Raw genomic sequence first — 20,273 nt, forward strand, 5'->3', positions numbered from 1 at the left:
TCCTATTAGTCTGTATATTGGTGTTGATGCATATTCGCCACTTTCCTTAAGACCGCCACCTCGTAGCCCTTGATGTAGAAGCTGCGTGAATACACCGCCTTGTCGTAATGGCGCTGGTTGGAGATTTCTATCTCGTAGGGGTCCTGTGTATCAAAACCGAGCTCCATCGATTTTTCAGTCGGATTGATGATGATCATGAATTCACTGTTCCGATACGAGACCTTCACTCCGAAGCCGTTCGGCAGGTTGCTGAAGGACATGAATGAAAGGGCCCTGCTGATGCTTTCCCTGTCTTTCAGCCTGAATATATCCTCCCGTTTCCTGAACTGGACCAGGGACTTGAAGAATTCGATGTTGTCCTGGTATTTTGCACGCCTGTTCCAGTCCATCCGGTTGAGCATGTCGCTCAGGTTGTAGGTATTCCCGTGGCCATACTTCGTCCTGAAGAATTCCTGCCCCGCATGCAGGAAGGGTGTACCGAAGGACAAGAGTACGAGGGCTGTAGCAATCTGGTGCTGGCTCTCCAGTATATACTGCCGCTTCCCGGATGAATATCTCAGCCGGTCATACAGTGTATGGTTGTCATGAACCTCTACATAATTGACGCTCATCAGGGCGGTGAACGGTCTGTGGAAGCCGGTGAACAGGTCACGGATGACATCTATTCCCTGTCCATCACCATTTACATACCCTTTTTCACTGAGTTCAAAATTACTTCCCTTGATCGAATCCCGGTAATGGTCGTTGAAAAAATGGACCGAGGGCACACGATAGCTGTGTTCGGGAAGCGTCTTCTTGCTGTGGTCGAGGGCAGTCGGGAGATCCCAGCCTTCCCCGAGGAGGAAGATTTCACGGTCCTGCCTGTGCACGATGGACTCGATGCCCTGCATCGTTTCTATGTCCAGTGCGCCCATCAGGTCGAAGCGGTAGCCATCGATCCGGTACTGTTCAAGCCAGAAATGGATCGTGTCGGCAATGAAACGCCTTCCCATCATCTTTTCGGAGGCGAAATCATTGCCGACGCCTGTGCCATTGGACAGAGACAGATCCTCGTTATGCCTGAAATAATAGCCGGGCACGAGTTTGTCGAAATTCGAATCCTCCACCCGGTAGACATGGTTGAGCACGACATCGAGAATGATCTTCATGCCGTTCTCATGCAGTGTACGGATCAGCGTCTGCAGTTCGATGATGCGGTTGATCGGGTCGTTCGGATCCGTTGCATAGCTGCCTTCCGGGACCATGAAGAAGTGCGGGTCGTACCCCCAATTGTAGCTTTTGTCCCGGTTGAGTTCGTCCACAGTGATGAAGTCGTTCACCGGCATCAGCTGGATGTGCGTCACCCCGATCTCCTTCAGGTAGTTGAGGCCGCTCGAGAGGCGGTGCTTGGTGGTCGTCTGTTCAGTCATGCCGAGATAGCGGCCCTTCCATTCCTCCCTGACGCCGCTGTTGGGATGGGAAGTGAGGTCCCTTATGTGTGTTTCATAGATGATGGCGGCATCATTCGGGATGTCGGGGATATGGTGATCGGTGAATCCAGGGTTGATGCGTTCGAAATCGACGATCATAGCCTCCTTCCCATTTGCCGATACCGCCTTGACATAAGGGTCGATCACATTATGCGTCACATGATTATGGCTGGCTTCATAGTGGTAATATTTACCATGGCAGTCCTGGTTGATCACCTTCTCGAAGTAGCCGCCGATCTTGTCCATATTGTAGGCCTGGCCATCCAGTATGAGCCGGCATTGGACGACCGTCGGTGCAAAGACTCTGAAGACGGTGCGATTCTTTGAATAAGTAGCACCCATCTGCCGGTCTGTGGAGTATTTCATGTCGAATTCTATGGACAGTATATAGCGTCCCATCAGAAGCGGGAACATCCTGCCCTCGAATCTGATGTGTGTGAAGTGATTGAGGTCCACAGGCTGGGTGAGCCAGACAGTGAGGTAGGCACCCGCGTTTTCGATTGTTCTTATTGAAAGTGCTTCGTCATCCTGGATGACCGCCAGGTCATTTCCGTATTCGCCCTGTGCACTTTTTCTGACTATCGTGATCTGATCTGGTGCATCGAGATATGCATCAATCATAAAAAGCCTCCGTCCGGTTGAATGTGATAGTGTTAGTATATAAAATGAATACTGTAGAATATAGTCTGATAATTATAAAAATTTTATACATTTTCTTTTTTTAGTTGTATAATCGATGATAAGGGTATGTCTATAGTATAACGCAAAGGGGGAAATATTTTGAGTGAAGAAAACTTGGAAATGGATAAATATCTATTCCACCAGGGTACCCATTACAATGCCTACAATTTCATGGGGGCACACGTCTCGGAAGAGGGGGTCAGATTCATCACATGGGCACCGAACGCCAGGCATGTCCAGCTCGCCTGCGACTACAATGACTATTCGGGCGAAGGTCTCGATTTCGAGAGGCTTGGCGACCAGGGACTGTGGATCCTGACCACTTCCCATGTGGGCGTCGGAGACACATACAAGTACAAAATCCATTTCGAAGACGGCCATCACCTCAAATCCGATCCGTTCGGCTTTTATCATGAACGGCGCCCGGCAACCGCGAGCATCGTCCATGATGATGGCTTTGAATTCACGGATGATGAGTGGATGTCGAAGCGTCGCCACTCCAATGTATATGAATCTCCGGTCAGCATCTATGAACTGCATCTCGGGACATGGATGAAGCACCCGGTCGAGGATACGGAAGGTCGGACGATTGATGAGATTACAGATGCATCGTATTTCAACTACAGGGAAGTGGCGGATCATCTGATTCCCTATCTGGAGGAACTTGGATACACACATGTCGAGTTCCTTCCCCTGATGGAGCATCCTTTCGACCTGTCATGGGGCTATCAGGTGACCGGCTACTTTTCTGCAACAAGCCGCTACGGGAGGCCGGAGGATCTGAAGTACCTGATCAACCGGCTCCATGAGGCGGACATCGGCGTCATCATGGATTTCGTTCCGGCCCATTTCTGCAAGGATGCCCATGGTCTGAGGCTCTTTGACGGTACGCCCACATACGAGCATCCAGACGTTAAGATTGCAGAGAAGAAGGAATGGGGCACATTGACATTCGACTATGGCAGGCCGGAAGTGCAGTCCTTCCTCATATCGTCCGCCATGTACTGGATCAGGGAATTCCACATCGACGGTCTTCGGCTCGACGCCGTCCACAGCATGATCGATTTGAACTTTGAAAATCACGAACCGGATTCAAAAATCTACAACGAGAAGGGTACGGAAGAGAACATAGCGGGTATTGAACTGTTGAGGAAATTGAATGCCGTCGCCTTCGAGTATGATGAAACGCTGCTCATGATGGCTGAAGATTCATCGGACGTGGCGATGATTACACATCCCGTCCATACAGGCGGACTCGGTTTCAATTTCAAATGGGACCTCGGGTGGATGCATGACAGACTGGATTACATGGAGCAGGATTTCCATGCCCGGGCCCACAACCATAACAAGCTCACCTTTTCCATGGCATACAAGTACAATGAGAACTATCTGCTCCCGCTCTCCCATGACGAAGTGGTGCACGGCAAGAAGGCCATCGTCGACAAGATGACGGGAGACCAGTGGCAGCAGTTCGCCCAGACGCGGCTCCTCTACGGCAACCAGTTCACTGAACCGGGCAAGCAGCTGCTCTTCATGGGACAGGAGTTCGGCATGTACCATGAATGGAAGGATAAGGAACAGGTGGACTGGCATCTGCTGGACTATCCGTTCCATGTGGACCTGAAACGCTATGTATCGGACCTGAACCGATTCTATCGGAAACATCCCGAATTCTATGGATGGGACTACAGACCTGAAGGTTTCAGGTGGCTGCTTGTGGACGACAGCACGCACTCCATATTGAGCTATGTGCGCAAATACAAGGATTCCTTCAAGGTCTGCGTATTCAACTATCGTCCGGATGTCTATCATGATTTCAAGATTCCTGTACCGGAGCCCGGCGTATACCGGGAGATATTCAACAGTGACAGGGACGTCTACTCGGGATCGGGTGTCCTGAACGATGGACGTCATTTCACCGCCGACGAACACTATGTCAGGGAATCGCAGTTCATCCGGATCACCGTGGCACCTTTGGCATTCCAAGTATTCGAACTAGAAGATAAGACAAAAGGGAGGAAGTAACATGACATCAAAAACAGTAGCAATGCTATTGGCAGGGGGACAGGGGACACGTCTTGGCGAACTGACCAAGAACCTTGCCAAGCCGGCGGTACCCTTCGGGGGCAAATACCGCATCATCGACTTCACAATGAGCAACCTCGCAAATTCGGGCATTTCCACCGTGGGCCTTCTCGTACAGTATTCCCCGCTGATGCTGAACAAGCATATCGGTATCGGAAAACCCTGGGGGCTTGACAGGCAGTATGGCGGTGTCAGCGTGCTGTCACCCTATTCAAGCCGCGAGGGCAGTGCGTGGTTCAGCGGTACTGCAGACGCCATCGTGAAGAACCTGCATTTTGTAGAGCAGTACGAACCGGATGAACTGATTGTACTGAGCGGGGACCACATCTATCAGATGGACTACACCAAAATGCTCGAATTCCACCGTGGCAACGGGGCGGATGCGACGATTTCCGCCATCGAAGTGCCGATGGACGAGGCCAGTCGGTTCGGCATACTCAATACGAATGATGACTTCAGCATCTATGAGTTCGATGAGAAGCCCGAGCATCCGAAAAACAACCTGGCATCGATGGGTGTATATATCTTCAACTGGAAGACCATCAAGCCCTACCTGCTGGAAGATGAAAAGGATTCGGACAGCGATCATGACTTCGGGAAGGACATCATTCCGAAGATGCTGGCGAACGACAGGAAGCTGTTTGCCTACCGCTTTGACGGCTACTGGAAGGATGTCGGAACAATCAAGAGCTACTGGGAAGCGAATATGGACCTTCTGAAGGAGGATTTCCAGACCTTGCTGATGTCAAGGGAATGGCCGACCTATCCGAACGAAGAAAATCGGCCGCCGGAATATATCGGGGAGACTGCAGAAATCAACAATTCACTCATTTCTCCGGGCTCCTTCATCGAAGGGACGATCGACAACTCGATACTGTTCGTCGGGGTGGAAACGATGGAAGGTGCAAGTGTAAAGGACTCCATCATCCTGCCTGATGCCGTCATCGGCAGAAATGTGGTGCTTGACTCCGTCATCCTCATGTCGGATGTGGAGATACCGGATGGGACGCAGATTGTGGCTTCAAACGGCGACCCGGTGGTCATCAGTCCCGACACGCTGAAAGATTATATAGCAGAAGGAGGCAGTCAAAATGGATAAAGAAGTACTTGGACTCATCAACCTACAGCCGGAGCAGGATTATCTGGACGAGCTGACCTATTTCAGAAGCAGCGGATCGGTTCCGTTCATGGGACGATATCGACTGATCGACTTCACAATCTCCAACATGGCGAATTCCGGAGTCAGCGTCATCGGTGTATTTGCCGGACACAAGTTCAGGTCCCTGCTCGACCATCTGAACCGAAAGGAGGATTTCGGGCTGGAGGGCAGACAGGCCAAAATCTTCGTCCTGCCTCCGGATTGGAACGATCCGTCGGACATTTCCGAAGGCGACCTCAAGCACTTCCACAACCATGCCGACCTCTTCAGGCGATTCAAAGGGGACCAGGTGATCATTTCAGGCACGCAGTTCATTTCGAATACGGACTACACCGAAGCGGTCAGATACCACAAGGAGAATGACAAGGATATAACGTTCGTCGGTGAAGAGGTTCAGAATCCGCCGAACAGTCCCGTACTCAGAATGGTGACCGAAGGGGATCAGGTGACCGGATTCACGCATGATCAGGATAACGGGCATCTGTACTCCGGAGTCTACATCATCAAGAAGGAAGTCCTGAAGAACATCGTCCGTTTCTGTATCGACAACTATAAGCACAGCCTGTTCCATAACGGCATCAGGGAGAAGCTTGAGGAATATGATACCGGATTCTATGATATCAAGGCGAAGACGCACTACTTCTATTCCGTCCAGTCCTATTTCCAAAACAGCATGGCGCTGCTCGACAAGGACCGCTACCGTGACTTCTTCTACGGCCAGAAGAAGGTGAAGACGAAGGTCAGCACGAACCCGCCGACCCTCTACAAGAAGGAGAGCAGTGTGAAGCGGTCCATCCTATCCAATGGGGTGACTGTGGAAGGGACGGTGGAGAACTCGGTCGTTTCCAGGAACGTGTTCGTCGGGAAGGGCGCAACCGTTAAAAATTCCATCATTTTCGCAAACTGCATCATCGAGCCTGGTGCCTATCTTGAAAATGTCATCCTGGATAAGGACGTGACCATCACCGAGGGCCGTCAGCTGATAGGGTCGGAAGAGAAGCCGTATACAGTGCCAAAGCGCTCACGGATATAATAAGAAACCGGAAAGAAGTGAAAGTATGAAACATGTTCTTTTTGCTGCAAGTGAATGTACGCCATTCATCAAGTCGGGAGGGCTTGCAGATGTAATCGGGAGCCTGCCACAGGCCCTCGTCAAGGAAGGGGCACAGGTCTCCGTCATCCTGCCCCTCTACAAGGAGATCATCCACTCCGAATACCGCGAGGACATGGAGGAAGTGATGATCTTCAATACACCGGTCGGATGGCGCAACCAGTATACGCGCATACTGAAGTATCGCGGCCGGGACGCAACCTACTATTTCGTCGACAACGAATACTATTTCAATCGCGACGGCCTCTATGGCTATATCGATGATGGCGAGCGCTTCGTCTATTTCTCGAATGCCATCATCGAATTCATGTACAGGGTGGAGGAGTCGTATGACATCCTGCACTGCCATGACTGGCAGACGGGCGCTGCAGTGGCGATCGGCAGCATCAAGCGGCCGCACCCCGGCATGAAGACCGTCTATACGATCCATAACATCCAGTATCAGGGCTGGATCGAACAGTCTGCATTCGGTGAGCTGTTCAACCTCGGACGGGAGCACTTTGCCGGTTTCGAATGGCAGGGCATGCTGAACATGATGAAGGCGGCCATCCACCACGCAGATGTGATTACGACTGTATCCGAAACCTATGCCGAGGAAATCATGACTCCGTTCTTCGGAGAGGGTCTCGAAACGGTACTGGAGTACAGGCGGGGAGATCTGCACGGCGTCATCAACGGCCTCGATACCTACGACTACAACCCGGTCAGGGATGAGGCCCTGTACCACCGCTACCGTTCTTCACGCAAGACGAAGGCGAAGAACAAGACCAGCCTGCAGCGGGATCTTGGACTGACGGTGGATGAGAACATCCCGATGTATGGCATCGTCACCCGTCTCGTCACCCAAAAGGGCCTCGACCTCGTCGAACACATCATGCACGAATTCCTCACAGAGGATGTCCAGCTTGTGGTGCTCGGTTCAGGGGAGGCCCTATATGAGGACTACTTCAAATCGCTCGTGCACCACTTCCCGGACAAGGTGCATGTGACGCTCGGATTCAGCGAAGGCTATGCAAGGAAGATATACGCAGCGAGTGACTTCTTCATCATGCCGAGCCTGTTCGAGCCATGCGGTCTCGGCCAGCTGATCGCCATCCGCTATCTGACGGCACCGATCGTCAGGGAGACGGGCGGATTGAAGGACACGGTCATTCCATATAATGAATTCGACCACTCCGGCAACGGATTCTCCTTTGAGAACTACAATGCCCATGAACTGCTCAATGCGATGAAATACAGTCTGTACATCTATCACCAGAAGGCGCATATGGACGCACTATGCAAAAATATGACAGCGTCCGACTACAGCTGGGCGAATTCAGCCCGTCAGTATATGTCTCTGTATGGGGCCTGAGACAGCAGGGAAAACAGAAGGCACTGCCGAAACCAGTCAACTGGCTGGTTTCGGCAGTGCCTTTTTTAGTTTGTCCGGCCGCTTTCCATCTGTTCGACCTTCGACTTTATGGGAGTGACATGGACCGTCTTCTGGTCGGTGTAGGTGACAAAGCCCGGTTTCGCACCGCTGACCTTGTGCACATGTTTGATCTCCGTATAGTCGACGGGGACCGATTCCGAATCCTGGGCTTTTGAATGGTAGGCGGCGAGCAACGCCGCTTCCAGAATGTCCTGATCTTCTATTTCCGAGGCAGGGTGCGTGATGACCACGTGGGATCCGGGGATGTCCTTCGTGTGGAACCACAGGTGATTGTTCTGTGCCTTCCTGCTTGTCAGATAGTCATTCTGCTTGTTGTTCTTTCCGACTAGGACATCCAGGCCGTTGGTGGTGCGGTAGGCGTGGAGCTGGATCTTATTCTTCTTCTTTTTGGACTGTTTCCTGTTGTTCTTGATGATGCCCTGTTCTGCAAGCTCCTCGCGTATTTCGTCGACTTCCTCCTCAGTCGTGATGCTGTCCATCTGATGGAGCAGGCTGGAGAAGTATTCGAGATCCTCCCCCGCACGGTCGAGCTGCACAGCGGCGCTGTTCTCGCGTGTCTTGAGCTTGTTGTAGCGCTTGTAGTACTTCTGGGCATTGTCGCTGGCGGAGAGGTTCTTATCGAGCGGGATCTCGAGCGGCTCGTTCGTATAGTAGTCGATCACTTCGAGCGATTCATCATAGGGCTTCACCTGATGCATATATGCAGTGAGCAGTTCCCCGTACTTCTGATATTTGTCCTTCTCCGCTGCTTCCGCGAGGTCTTCCTTGAGCTTCTCGACCTTTCTCTCCGTCTTTTCATATTCGCGCTCGATCAGGTGCAGGTAGTCCTGTGCCTTCTGTTTGATGAGCGACTTCCTGTACCTGTCGTGGTAGTAGTCGTCCATCAGTCCGGAGAGTGAACTAAAGGTTTCGTAATCTTCCCCCAGATGGGAGAGGGGGGTGAAATAGAAGATATCCCGGTCGCCTCCGGTGTACATCACGGGTTTTACATCCGCAGCCTGCTCCATCGTCTCCTGGATTACGGGTACAATGTTCTTTATTGTGAAGTAGCGGGCGTTGTGCTCGACCTCCTTTACAAACAAGGGGCTGAACCCTTCCACATTGGCCAGTATCTGCCTATGGATCTTGCCAGCGTTGAAGTCGATCATGGCGGGCAGTTTTTCAATCGCGTCGGTCCTCGGATTCAGCTTATTTTCCGTCGGCGGTGCCGTATAGTCGAATCCCGGCATGATGGTCCGGCTGTTGTTGTTCGGTGTCAGGTGCTTGATGCCGTCAAGGATCCTGTAGTCCGCGTCCGTGATGACGATGTTCGAATGCCGGCCCATGATCTCAAGGATGAGTATGCGCTTGATTTCATCGCCGATTTCATTTCTTGACTGTATATGGATTTCGACCCTCCGGTCGTTTCCGAGCTGCCTTATCTCCTGGATGATGCCGCCTTCGAGATGCTTTCTGGCAACGCGCAGAAACATCGGAGGTTCGAAGGGGAATTCGTATTTATGGCCGGTCAGATGGAAGCGTGCATACATGGGGTGCGCGCTGATCAGCAGATTGTGATTGCTGCCGGCGGAACGCACCTTGAAAACCATCGAAGTTTCATCTATCTGCTGTATTCTATTGATCTTGCCCCGCTTAAGCACTTCCAGTTCCTGTAGAAGTGCGTGGACAAAGTTGCCGTCGAATGCCATGGTTTCATCCTCCTGTTTCAGACTACCCAACATTTTAACATGAAATCGACCTGTTTGTTTACGGACAGTGATTTAATGATGAATTTTTCTTCCGGATATGGTACATTAAGATATAATTACAAATAGAAAGGTAACGTGTTATGACTTCAGACAAGGGACTGCTGATCGTCCTCTCCGGCCCTTCCGGTGTAGGCAAGGGAACGGTCAGAAAGGCGATCTTTGAACATCCGGAGACGGATTTCAAATACTCGATTTCAATGACGACGAGGAAAAAGCGTGAAGGCGAAGTGGATGGCGTGGACTATTTCTTCAAGACGAAGGAGGAGTTCGAGGCGCTGATAGAGCAGGACAAATTTATCGAGTACGCCCAATATGTCGGCAATTACTACGGTACGCCGGTAGACTATGTGGAGCAGACGATGGCCGACGGTCATGATGTCTTTTTGGAAATTGAAGTTGAAGGCGCGAAGCAGGTCAGGGAAAAGTTCCCCGAGGCGCTTTTCATCTTCCTTGCGCCTCCCAACCTGACGCAGCTGGAAGAGCGGCTCGTCAACCGTGGCACGGATTCACCGGAAATCATCAGACATCGCATCGATGAGGCGAAACGCGAGCTGAAACTGATGAACCTGTATGACTATGTTGTAATCAATGATGATGTGGATCTGGCACGCGGACGGGTACAGTGCATCGTCGAAGCGTCTCATATGAGGCGTGCCCGTGTAGAATCCAAACTAAGAAAAATGCTGTTGGAGGTTAATCAATAATGCTATACCCACCTATACATGAACTGAAAAAGAACGTCGATTCAAAATATCTTGTGGTCACAATGGCTGCCAAGCGTGCACGCCATCTGCAGGACCACCCGGATGATCTTGTGCTGGATGAATACCAGACATTGAAGACGGTAAGCCGGGCACTTGAAGAGATTGCTGAAAACAAAGTTAAAGAAAAACACTAGCTGACAAATTTTTGTCAGCTTTTTTTAAGAGGTGAAGACATGGCAAATATTGTAATCGGAGTCACCGGTGGCATTGCCGCATATAAAGCTGTAGACCTTACGAGCAAGCTGATCCAGGCGGGACACGAAGTCCGTGTGGTACTGACGGACAATGCCCTCGAGTTCATCACGCCGTTGGCATTCCAGGCCATCAGCCGCAACCACGTCTATACGAACACTTTCAAGGAAGAGGATCCGTCAGTAATTTCCCACATCAGCATCGGGGAATGGGCGGATATCATTGTTGTTGCACCCATAACCGCCAATACAATCAGCAAGCTGGCATGCGGCATCTATGACAATATGCTGCTCAATGTCCTTGCTGCCAACACCAAGCCCGTCGTCCTGGCGCCTGCGATGAATGTGCATATGTACAACCAGCCGGCCATCCGCCGCAATATGGAGATACTGATGGATGATGGGTACCATTTCATCGATTCGGAATCGGGCTTTCTTGCCTGCGGATACAATGCCAAAGGGCGCATGGCCAACGTGCCTGAAATCAAGCAGTATGTGGAGGAGCTTCTGCTGAAGGGTGGCAGCCTGGAAGGGAAGAAGGTCCTGGTGACCGCCGGGCCGACGCAGGAGTCGATCGATCCAATCCGCTACATCACCAACCATTCCAGCGGCAGGATGGGCTATGCAATCGCCGAAGCGGCACAAAAGCGCGGTGCGGAAGTCGTGCTCGTCAGCGGTCCCGTCGATCTGGCACAGCCGGCGGGGGTCGACGTCATCGATGCCGTTTCCACCGAAGAGATGTTCACGGCGGTGAAGTCGCATATGGATGCGGACCTCGGCATATTCACAGCCGCCGTCAGCGATTTTACCCCCATCTCGAGGATGGAAGGCAAAATGAAGAAGGAAAAGGGTCAGGAGACCGTCTCCATCGATTTGAAGAAGACACCGGACATCCTCCAGCATGCCGGGGAAAACAGCACGAACATGTATGTCGTCGGATTTGCGGCGGAGACCGATAATGTCGAGCAGTATGCACAGGACAAGCTGAAGCGCAAGAACGCCGACTGCATCGTGATGAACGATGTATCGGACACATCGATCGGCATGAACAGCGCCGACAATGAAGTGGTCATGCTGTTCAGGGAAGGGGAGCCGGTGCCATTCGAAAAGATGGACAAGCGGGCGCTTGCGGAGCAGATCATCGACACCCTCGTCCAAAGGTGGCTCGGATGATGTTTGCTTCAGTCATTGTTGATATACCCAGCAAAAGTGTCAATCAGGTGTTCGACTACCGCATTCCGGATGGAATGGAGGATCTGATCAAAGTGGGCCACCGGGTGCTCGTCCCCTTCGGACGGCGGACGATACAGGGATATGTGATGAAATTGCAGGACACCACTGATTTTGACCCATCAAGAATCAAGGAGATCGCCCGCACGCTCGATATAGAACCCGTGCTGACCGAAGAGATGATCACCATTGCCAAGCATCTGGCGGACTATTACGTCGACCAGTACATCAGTGTGATCGAGACGATTCTGCCGGCTGCGCTGAAGGCGAACTACAGGAAGGTGCTCAAGCTCGCGGAAGGCCATACCACAGAAGCCGAAGCGGCACTTGCGGAGATTTCCGGCGGGGCTGAAGTCGAGCCGAAACGGCTGGACCCTGAGGAGCTGAGGAGGCTCTCCCCCCATCTGAAGTCGGGGGATATCCAGGAAGAGACCGTCATCAGGCAGCATACACGGAAGAAGACGGCACTCGCCGTCTATTCACTGAAGCAGCAGGGCGCCGACCTGTCGCGTGCCAAAAAGCAGCAGGAGCTCCTGGATGTGATCGACGGATCGTCCGAACCGCTTTTCGTCAGGGATCTCGTCAATGACGGATTCTCCAATCATCTGATCAATGCGCTGCATAAAAAAGGGTATATCGAAAAGGTTGAACGGGAAGTGGAACGGGACCCATACAGCGGACGCATCTTCACAAGTGATCCGCCGAAAGTGCTGAACCCCGAGCAGCAGCATGCCTACGGCAGGATCATGGAGGCGCTGGATGCACAGCAGGCGAAGACATTCCTTCTTCACGGCATTACGGGAAGCGGCAAGACGGAAGTCTATCTCCAGGTCATCCAGAAGGTGCTCGAAGAAGGGCGTACGGCAATCATGCTTGTGCCCGAAATTGCCCTGACGCCCCAGATGGTCAACCGCTTCAAGAGGCGGTTCGGTGATGATGTAGCAGTGCTGCATTCAGGGCTTTCCCATGGTGAAAAATACGATGAGTGGCGCAAGATCAAAGAGGGACGGGCGCGCGTTTCCGTCGGTGCAAGAAGCAGTATTTTTGCCCCGTTCGAAAACGTCGGTGCCATCATCGTCGATGAGGAGCATGAAACAACATACAAACAGGGTGACCGTCCGATGTATCATGCAATCGAAGTGGCGAAGTTCAGAAGCAGATACCACAAATGTCCACTGATACTGGGTACGGCCACACCAAGCCTTGAAACGTATGCACGGAGTGAAAAGGGTGTGTATGAACGTCTGGAGCTGACGGAACGGGCCGGCACGAAAGTGCTTCCGGAAATCAGTGTCGTGGACATGTCGGAAGAGCACCGGACCGGCAACACATCAATCATCTCCAAGCCGCTCGAAGCGGCGATCCGTATACGGATCGAAAGAGGGGAGCAGGCGGTGCTGCTACTCAACAGGCGCGGCTACTCCAACTTCCAGATCTGTCAGAACTGCGGACACGTACCGATGTGCCCAAACTGCGACATTTCCCTGACCTACCACAAGTCGAACCGGAGCCTGCTCTGCCACTACTGTGGATATGAAGGCGCCGTCCACCATACGTGCGACAACTGTCAGAGTGATGATGTGACATTCAGGGGGACGGGCACCGAGAAGGTCGAGGAGATCCTCCGGGACATGTTCGATGCGGAAGTGGTCCGTATGGATAATGATACGACGAGAAGGAAAGGGATGCATGAAAAGCTGCTGGATCATTTTGAACGGGAGGAGATTCCGATTCTGCTCGGTACACAGATGATCGCCAAAGGGCTGGATTATCCCAAAGTGACCCTTGTCGGCGTACTGAATGCCGATACGATGCTCAACCTCCCTGATTTCAGGGCCAATGAGAAGACATACCAGCTGCTGACACAGGTTTCAGGCCGGGCAGGGCGTCATGAACTGACGGGGGAAGTCATTTTCCAGACATACAACCCGACCCATTACGCAATACAGCTGGCGAAGGAAAACGACTATCGGCGCTTCTATGAGAAGGAGATGGCATTCAGGCGTCTGGCCCGCTATTCACCATACTTTTTCCATGTCCTGTTCACCGTTTCAAGCGAGGACATCAGAAAGTGCCTGAAGGCGACAAGCCATATCCATGATACACTGATCCAGAAAGTTTCAGACCAGTCGATCATCGTCGGTCCATCACCGAGCCCGCTCGAACGCATCAACCGGCAGTACCGCTTCCAGATACTGCTCAAGTACAAAAGGGAGCCGGAACTGCTTGAAATGCTCAATTCACTGGATGAACACTACCACGAGGCATACAGGACCGAAGGCATTTCGCTCCGGATCGACGTAGATCCGCTCGTGATCATGTAGGAGGAATAATTTATGACAGATACAATCATTTTTATGGGGACACCGGATTTTTCAGTGCCGATACTGGAAAAGCTCCACGGCGAGTACAATGTCGCAATGGTCATCAGCCAGCCGGACAAGCCGGTGGGCAGGAAACGGGTGATGACGCCCCCGCCTGTCGCGAAGGCGGCAAAAGCACTCGGCATCCCGCTGTTCCAGCCGGACCGCATACGGGACGAAGCGGCCATCGGAGAGATTGAAAGCATAGGGCCGGACCTGATCATTACGGCGGCCTATGGACAGATACTGCCGAAGGCATTGCTCGAGGTGCCGCGCCTCGGCGCAGTCAATGTCCACGCCTCCCTCCTGCCGAGGCACAGGGGCGGCGCGCCGATCCATCGTGCCATCATGGAAGGGGACGATGAGACCGGTGTGACCCTCATGTACATGGCCGAAGGCCTGGACAGCGGAGATATCATCAGCAGCACGGCTACACAGATCAGGGATTCCGATGATACAGGGATGCTGCACGACAGACTGTCTCAGATGGGCGCAGAGCTGCTCATGGAGGCATTGCCGGACATCCTCGCAGGAAGGAACGCCCGCACCCCGCAGGATGAATCTTCCGTTACGGTGAGCCCCAACATTTCAAAACAAGATGAACGGCTCGAATGGTCGAAGGACGCCCGCACTGTATTCAACCATATCCGGGGGCTGTCGCCGTGGCCGGGCGCCTATACGGAAATCGACGGGAAGCGCCTCAAGATCTATGGCGCGAATCCACCGGAGGGTACCTCAAAAGATGCACCTGGCACGATCGTCGGGATGACTCCGGACGGCATGAAGATCGCATGTGGAGACGGTGGCATGATAGAGGTTACAGAAGTGCAGCTGGCCGGCAAGAAGCGCACAGACGCATCAGAATTCGCAGCAGGCAGGCAGAACATCGCCGGCACTGTGCTCGGGCAGGTGGAGTAGATGACAGTACGTGAACTGGCGCTGGATGCCTACAGCCGAGTGGTGGACGAAGGCAGCTACAGCAATATCATACTGAACGACATGATCAGCAGGGAAGACTTGCCGGCCAACGATCGGGGGCTGCTTACCGAGGTCGTCTATGGTACAATTTCCAGGCAGCTGACCATACACTTCTACATCAGACCGTTCATCCGTACAAAGCTGAAGCGCTGGCAGAAGAATCTGCTGGATATCACCGTCTATCAGATTGTGTGGCTTGAACGTGTGCCGAACTATGCTGCAATAAACGAAGCGGTGGAAATCGCGAAAAACCGCGGCGGACCGCAGGCTGCCAATGCAGTCAATGGCATACTCCGCAATTTTGAGCGGAAACCGCTCCGGAGCTTCGATGATATCAGGAGTGATGTCGTCCGCCTGTCGATTGAAGCGAGCATACCGGAATGGATCATTTCACATTGGAAGACCCATCACGGCATGGACGGGGCACGGGACATCGCCATGGCGCTCGGCAGCAGGCCGAAGATGTATATACGTACGAACACTTCACGCATCAGCCGGCCGGCACTCGTCGAAAGGCTGCATGAGGAAGGGTTCGGCGCGGTGCCTTCCGAAATACAGGCGGATGCCATCGAAGTGGGTGGCGAGGTGATCCAGTCGAGGTTCTATCAGGAGGGCCTCTTCAGCATCCAGGATGTCAGTTCCATGCTTGTCAATGATGCACTTGCACCGCAAGCGGACGACACCATCCTCGATGCATGCAGCGCCCCCGGCGGAAAAGGGCTGCATGCGCTGGAGAAGACGCCTTCCGGCCATGTTGACCTGTCGGATATACATGACCACAAGATCCCATTGATAGAGGAGCAGGCCCGGCGCCTTGGCCTTTCCAACCATGAAGCATTCCAGGGGGATGCCACACAGAAGGCATACCCAAGAAAATATGACCGCATCATCGTAGATGCGCCGTGCTCCGGTCTCGGTGTAATCCGCAGAAAACCGGAAATAAGATATGAACGGAAAGCGGAGGATATAGACAGTCTTGTCGCCCTCCAGCTGGAAATCCTATCCAACGTAAAAAATTATTTGAAGCCTGGCGGCGTACTCGTCTATTCGACGTGCACCATCCATCAGATGGAAAATGAAAATGTCGCCTACACATTCATGAAGGAGAATGAAGATATCGAGTTTGATCCGTTCACCCTCGAGGCATTTGATTTTGAAGGTCCATACCGGCAGATCCTGCCCCAGGAGGCAGGAACCGACGGGTTCTTCATAGCCAGGTTCAGAAAGAAGGAAAAATAATGATTCAAAGACCACCAAAAAAACCGATAAAGAACAACAGACAGCCCGATTTCGACCGCCCGTCCATCTACTCGCTATCCCTTTCGGATCTTGAAGATCTCGCCATCGGATGGGGAGAGGAGAAGTATCGCGGCGGACAGATATTCGAATGGCTCTACACACACCGTGCCGACCATTTCGATGATATGTTGAATCTGCCGAAGGCAATGCGGGAGGCACTGGCTGAAAACTACAGCATCGACCCCCTCGAGACCGTCGTCAGACAGGAGAGCGAGGACGGCACAATGAAATTCCTGTTCCGTCTGCGGGACGGCTATACGATTGAAACGGTGCTGATGCGCCATGACTACGGCAATTCAGTATGTGTGACGACCCAGGTCGGCTGCCAGATCGGCTGCAGCTTCTGCGCCTCCACACTTGGAGGATTGAAGCGTAACCTGGAGGCGGGTGAAATCGTCTCGCAGGTCGTACAGATACAGAAGGCACTGGACGAAACGAACGAACGTGTCAGCAGCATTGTCATCATGGGCATCGGAGAACCGTTCGAAAACTACGTCCAGATGATGCAGTTCATAAGGATCATCAACCACGACGCGGGGCTGAACATCGGCGCACGCCACATCACAGTCTCCACAAGCGGCATCGTGCCGAGGATCTACGATTTTGCAGATGAGGACATCCAGATCAACTTTGCCGTCAGCCTGCATGCAGCGGACAATGAGACACGTACAAGGCTGATGCCGATCAATAAAGCCTATGACATCGACAAGCTGATGGACTCGCTCAAGTACTATCAGCAGCAGACGAACCGGAGAGTCACTTTCGAATACGGCCTGTTCGGTGGCGTCAACGACCAGCCGGAACATGCGAAGGCATTGAGCGAACTGATCAGCGATCTGAAATGCCATGTCAATCTGATTCCGGTCAACCACGTGCCGGAACGCAACTATGTCCGGACGAGCAAAGACGATATATTCGATTTTCTTGAAACATTGAATGAATGCGGTGTGAATGCCACACTCCGGAGAGAGCAGGGCACTGACATCGATGCGGCCTGCGGACAGCTCAGGGCAAAAGAATCCAAACAGGAGACGGGGGAGTAGTCTTGAAAGTCATCGATCAGAGTATTCGGGGGGATTACAGGGATCTCAACGAAGATGTTACAGGTATTTTCCAGAATGGCACGGGGCAGACGCTGATGCTCGTATCGGATGGCATGGGTGGCCACCGGTACGGGGATGTCGCAAGCCGGTTTGTACATGACGAGATAGGGGCGGCATGGAAAAATGAAAACTTGCTGAATGTTGAAGATGGTGTGGAATTCCTGCGCCATCTGGTGATGGACGTCAATAGGAAGATGTTCGACTACCAACAGGAAAATCCGGAATACCAGGGCATGGGTACGACGCTCGTGCTGGCAGCTGTGATCGAAGAGACAATCATCATTCTCAACGTAGGCGATTCAAGGGCCTATGCCATGAATGACCGCATGATCGAACAGGTGACGAAGGACCACTCCTTCGTCAATATGCTGGTTGATGCGGGGGAGATCACCGAAGCCGAGGCCAAGGTGCATCCGAAGCGCAATATCATCACAAAGGCGATGGGCACCGACCGTCTGATCCAGGCGGACGTCTTCAGGCTGAGGAACAGGCAGTACGACTATCTGCTGCTTGCTTCCGATGGGCTGACGGACGACCCCGAGGACAGTGAACTGCACGCCATTATCACCCGGGGCGGGCGGACACTTGAAGAGAAGGCTTCGCAGCTGGTGGACCAGGCGTTGAAAAGCGGATCCACCGACAATATCAGCCTCGTTCTGGCCGATCTGAAAGTGAGTGAAGGGGATTGATCGGCCGGATCGTCTCCGATCGCTATGAAGTGATGAAGTATCTGGGCGGCGGAATGAGTTCCGTCTATCTGGCCCGGGACATCATCCTGGATCGGGAAGTGGTCGTAAAGCTGATCAAAGTGGACCATCATAATCGTGAAAAGTCGAAGGCGCGCTTCCAGCGTGAAGTGGAAAGCACCATCCACCTTGCCCATCCGAACATCGTCAGTGTACTGGATGTCGACGAATCCGAGGAATACCATCTGCTGGTGACGGAAGTCGTCCATGGACCGACGCTCAAGGAGTTCATCCGGGACAATCATCCGGTCGCAGTCGAGGAAGCCATCAGGATCAGTGAAATGACGCTGAGGGGCATCAGGCATGCACACAATGCCGGAATCATCCACAGGGACATAAAGCCGCAGAACATACTTATGAATGAAGCGCAGCAGATCAAAATCACCGATTTCGGCATCGCCAAAGCGCTCAGCGACACGAAGATGACGGAAACCAACCAGGTGATGGGATCCGTCCAGTACATCTCCCCGGAACAGGCCAAGGGACAGAAGACGGACGAGCGGACGGATATATACTCATTCGGCATCGTCCTCTATGAGCTTCTTACAGGGACGCTGCCATTCGATGGAGAGACGGCTGTGTCGGTCGCCCTGAAGCACATATCGGAACCCCTGCCGGAAATCTCGCATCATCGGCAGATTCCCGAGGATCTCGCCCATATCGTCTACAGGTGTACAAAGAAGGATCCATATGACCGCTATCGCCAGGTGGATGAGATCCTCCATGACCTGAACGATTTCAAGGAGGGGCGGACTATAGGCAAAGTGCCTGAAGGGAAAGATGAGGAGAAGACGGCCGGGACCGCCGCGGCCGTACCCGCTGCTTCCGATGTGGACGATGACGTGGAAGCGGAGCCCCGCAGAAAAAAGCGGCGTGCACTTTTGTGGACGGTTCCGTTGTTCCTGATCATGGCTGCCCTTCTGATGGCCGGATTCATGCTGTGGCAGGGCAATAATACGGTGATGATGCCGGACATGCAGGAGATGACCATGGAGGAGGCGGAGCCGCTGCTCGAGGAGAACGGACTGGTCCTTGGAGATGTCACCGAGGAATACAGCAGTACCTTTGAAGCCGACAGGATCATTGAAACATCACCGAAGGCCGGCATCGAGATGGAGAAGGGATCGACAGTGGATTTTGTTGTCAGCATGGGCGAAGAACCATACGTGATGGAGGATTTCACCGGTGAACAGTACAACAGTGTGAGGGGCTCGATCGATGCCATCGGGCTCAGTTCGGTGGAGATTGATGAAATCTATGATGATTCTGAACCGGGAACCATCCTATCGCAGTCCATCGAGGCTGGAGATGAGGTGGATCCGGCGGAGGAAGCCCTGAGGCTCGAGATTTCACAGGGACTTGAGACTGTGGAAATACAGGACTACATGGGCCAGCCCTACGAGACAGCGGAAAGCGCACTCACTGCCCAAGGGTTTAATGTCGAAGTGATACAGGAGTCCTACAGCAGTGAAGTGGAGAGCGGCCATGTCATCAGCCAGGATCCGAGCTACGGCAATTTCGTACCGGGGTCTACAATCCGCATGATCGTCTCCCTCGGTGAAGAGCCACCGGATGAAAAGCAGTTTGCCAAAGAGATCACCATACCTTATGAGCCGGAAGCGGATTCCGAAGAGGAGCCGACCGGGGAAGGAAGTGGGGATGGGGCGGAAGACGAAGGCAGCGAAGAGGAAGAGGAAGCCGAGGCTAAAACTGTGGAAGTCTACGTCGATGACAAGGACCATTCTATCGATGAGGTATTTGATACTCTGGAGATTACAGAGGATACCGAGTATACGCTCAATCTCATCATCCAGGAAGGCGGGACGGCTTCCTACCGCATTGAAGTCGACGGGGAAACCGTGCGTGAAGAAGAGATTCCATATGAGTAATTATTGGCATATATGCAATGAT

15 protein-coding genes are annotated in these 20,273 nt (G+C 52.8%); 13 read left to right on the forward strand and 2 right to left on the reverse strand.

Annotation, left to right across the window (positions count from 1 at the left end; genetic code table 11):
- Nucleotides 1–5: 5 nt before the first annotated feature.
- Nucleotides 6–2,090: a type I pullulanase gene (gene pulA / locus RQP18_RS04880; protein WP_342389038.1), complete on the reverse strand. Its 2,085-nt coding sequence runs from the start codon at nucleotides 2,088–2,090 to the stop codon at nucleotides 6–8.
- A 159-nt stretch (nucleotides 2,091–2,249) separates the two neighbouring features.
- Here pulA and glgB point away from each other — a divergent pair, with 159 nt between their 5' ends.
- The 4 genes from glgB to glgA are packed head-to-tail and all read left to right on the forward strand — an operon-like array spanning nucleotide 2,250 to nucleotide 7,859.
- On the forward strand, nucleotides 2,250–4,175 hold the full coding sequence (gene glgB / locus RQP18_RS04885; RefSeq protein WP_342389039.1) for a 1,4-alpha-glucan branching protein GlgB: 1,926 nt from the start codon (nucleotides 2,250–2,252) through the stop codon (nucleotides 4,173–4,175).
- Between the two features lies 1 nt (nucleotide 4,176).
- Complete coding sequence (locus tag RQP18_RS04890) at nucleotides 4,177–5,334, forward strand: glucose-1-phosphate adenylyltransferase (protein ID WP_342389041.1); 1,158 nt, start codon at nucleotides 4,177–4,179, stop codon at nucleotides 5,332–5,334.
- Nucleotides 5,327–6,427, forward strand: coding sequence for a glucose-1-phosphate adenylyltransferase subunit GlgD (glgD, locus tag RQP18_RS04895; protein WP_342389042.1), 1,101 nt, complete (start codon nucleotides 5,327–5,329; stop codon nucleotides 6,425–6,427). The genes RQP18_RS04890 and glgD overlap by 8 nt, the downstream gene beginning before the upstream one ends.
- Nucleotides 6,428–6,452: 25 nt before the next feature.
- A complete protein-coding gene (gene glgA / locus RQP18_RS04900; RefSeq protein ID WP_342389043.1) occupies nucleotides 6,453–7,859 on the forward strand; it encodes a glycogen synthase GlgA in 1,407 nt (468 codons plus the stop codon).
- Nucleotides 7,860–7,924: 65 nt separating this feature from the next.
- Here the strand turns inward: glgA and RQP18_RS04905 are convergent, their stop codons facing one another.
- Nucleotides 7,925–9,628, reverse strand: coding sequence for an Rqc2 family fibronectin-binding protein (locus RQP18_RS04905; protein WP_342389044.1), 1,704 nt, complete (start codon nucleotides 9,626–9,628; stop codon nucleotides 7,925–7,927).
- Between the two features lie 140 nt (nucleotides 9,629–9,768).
- Here RQP18_RS04905 and gmk point away from each other — a divergent pair, with 140 nt between their 5' ends.
- Genes gmk through pknB form a run of 9 tightly spaced genes read left to right on the forward strand, consistent with a single transcriptional unit; the run spans nucleotide 9,769 to nucleotide 20,251 of the window.
- Nucleotides 9,769–10,392, forward strand: a complete 624-nt coding sequence (gmk, locus tag RQP18_RS04910) for a guanylate kinase (RefSeq protein WP_342389045.1) — start codon at nucleotides 9,769–9,771, stop codon at nucleotides 10,390–10,392.
- The gene (gene rpoZ, locus RQP18_RS04915) at nucleotides 10,392–10,586 is read left to right on the forward strand and encodes a DNA-directed RNA polymerase subunit omega (protein ID WP_342389046.1); all 195 of its coding nucleotides are present in this window, start codon (nucleotides 10,392–10,394) and stop codon (nucleotides 10,584–10,586) included. Before gmk ends, rpoZ begins: the two co-directional genes overlap by 1 nt.
- 39 nt (nucleotides 10,587–10,625) lie before the next feature.
- Nucleotides 10,626–11,816: a bifunctional phosphopantothenoylcysteine decarboxylase/phosphopantothenate--cysteine ligase CoaBC gene (coaBC, locus tag RQP18_RS04920; RefSeq protein WP_342389047.1), complete on the forward strand. Its 1,191-nt coding sequence runs from the start codon at nucleotides 10,626–10,628 to the stop codon at nucleotides 11,814–11,816.
- On the forward strand, nucleotides 11,816–14,197 hold the full coding sequence (gene priA / locus RQP18_RS04925; protein WP_342389371.1) for a primosomal protein N': 2,382 nt from the start codon (nucleotides 11,816–11,818) through the stop codon (nucleotides 14,195–14,197). Before coaBC ends, priA begins: the two co-directional genes overlap by 1 nt.
- A gap of 12 nt (nucleotides 14,198–14,209) precedes the next feature.
- The gene (fmt, locus tag RQP18_RS04930) at nucleotides 14,210–15,154 is read left to right on the forward strand and encodes a methionyl-tRNA formyltransferase (RefSeq protein WP_342389048.1); all 945 of its coding nucleotides are present in this window, start codon (nucleotides 14,210–14,212) and stop codon (nucleotides 15,152–15,154) included.
- Nucleotides 15,155–16,453: a 16S rRNA (cytosine(967)-C(5))-methyltransferase RsmB gene (gene rsmB, locus RQP18_RS04935; RefSeq protein WP_342389049.1), complete on the forward strand. Its 1,299-nt coding sequence runs from the start codon at nucleotides 15,155–15,157 to the stop codon at nucleotides 16,451–16,453. It abuts the gene before it with no gap.
- Nucleotides 16,453–17,556, forward strand: coding sequence for a 23S rRNA (adenine(2503)-C(2))-methyltransferase RlmN (gene rlmN, locus RQP18_RS04940; protein WP_342389050.1), 1,104 nt, complete (start codon nucleotides 16,453–16,455; stop codon nucleotides 17,554–17,556). Before rsmB ends, rlmN begins: the two co-directional genes overlap by 1 nt.
- 2 nt (nucleotides 17,557–17,558) lie before the next feature.
- Nucleotides 17,559–18,305, forward strand: coding sequence for a Stp1/IreP family PP2C-type Ser/Thr phosphatase (locus tag RQP18_RS04945; RefSeq protein WP_342389051.1), 747 nt, complete (start codon nucleotides 17,559–17,561; stop codon nucleotides 18,303–18,305).
- On the forward strand, nucleotides 18,302–20,251 hold the full coding sequence (gene pknB, locus RQP18_RS04950) for a Stk1 family PASTA domain-containing Ser/Thr kinase (RefSeq protein ID WP_342389052.1): 1,950 nt from the start codon (nucleotides 18,302–18,304) through the stop codon (nucleotides 20,249–20,251). The genes RQP18_RS04945 and pknB overlap by 4 nt, the downstream gene beginning before the upstream one ends.
- Nucleotides 20,252–20,273: the final 22 nt, after the last annotated feature.

It is taken from the genome of Salinicoccus sp. Bachu38, from assembly GCF_038561955.2.
Classification (GTDB): domain Bacteria; phylum Bacillota; class Bacilli; order Staphylococcales; family Salinicoccaceae; genus Salinicoccus; species Salinicoccus bachuensis.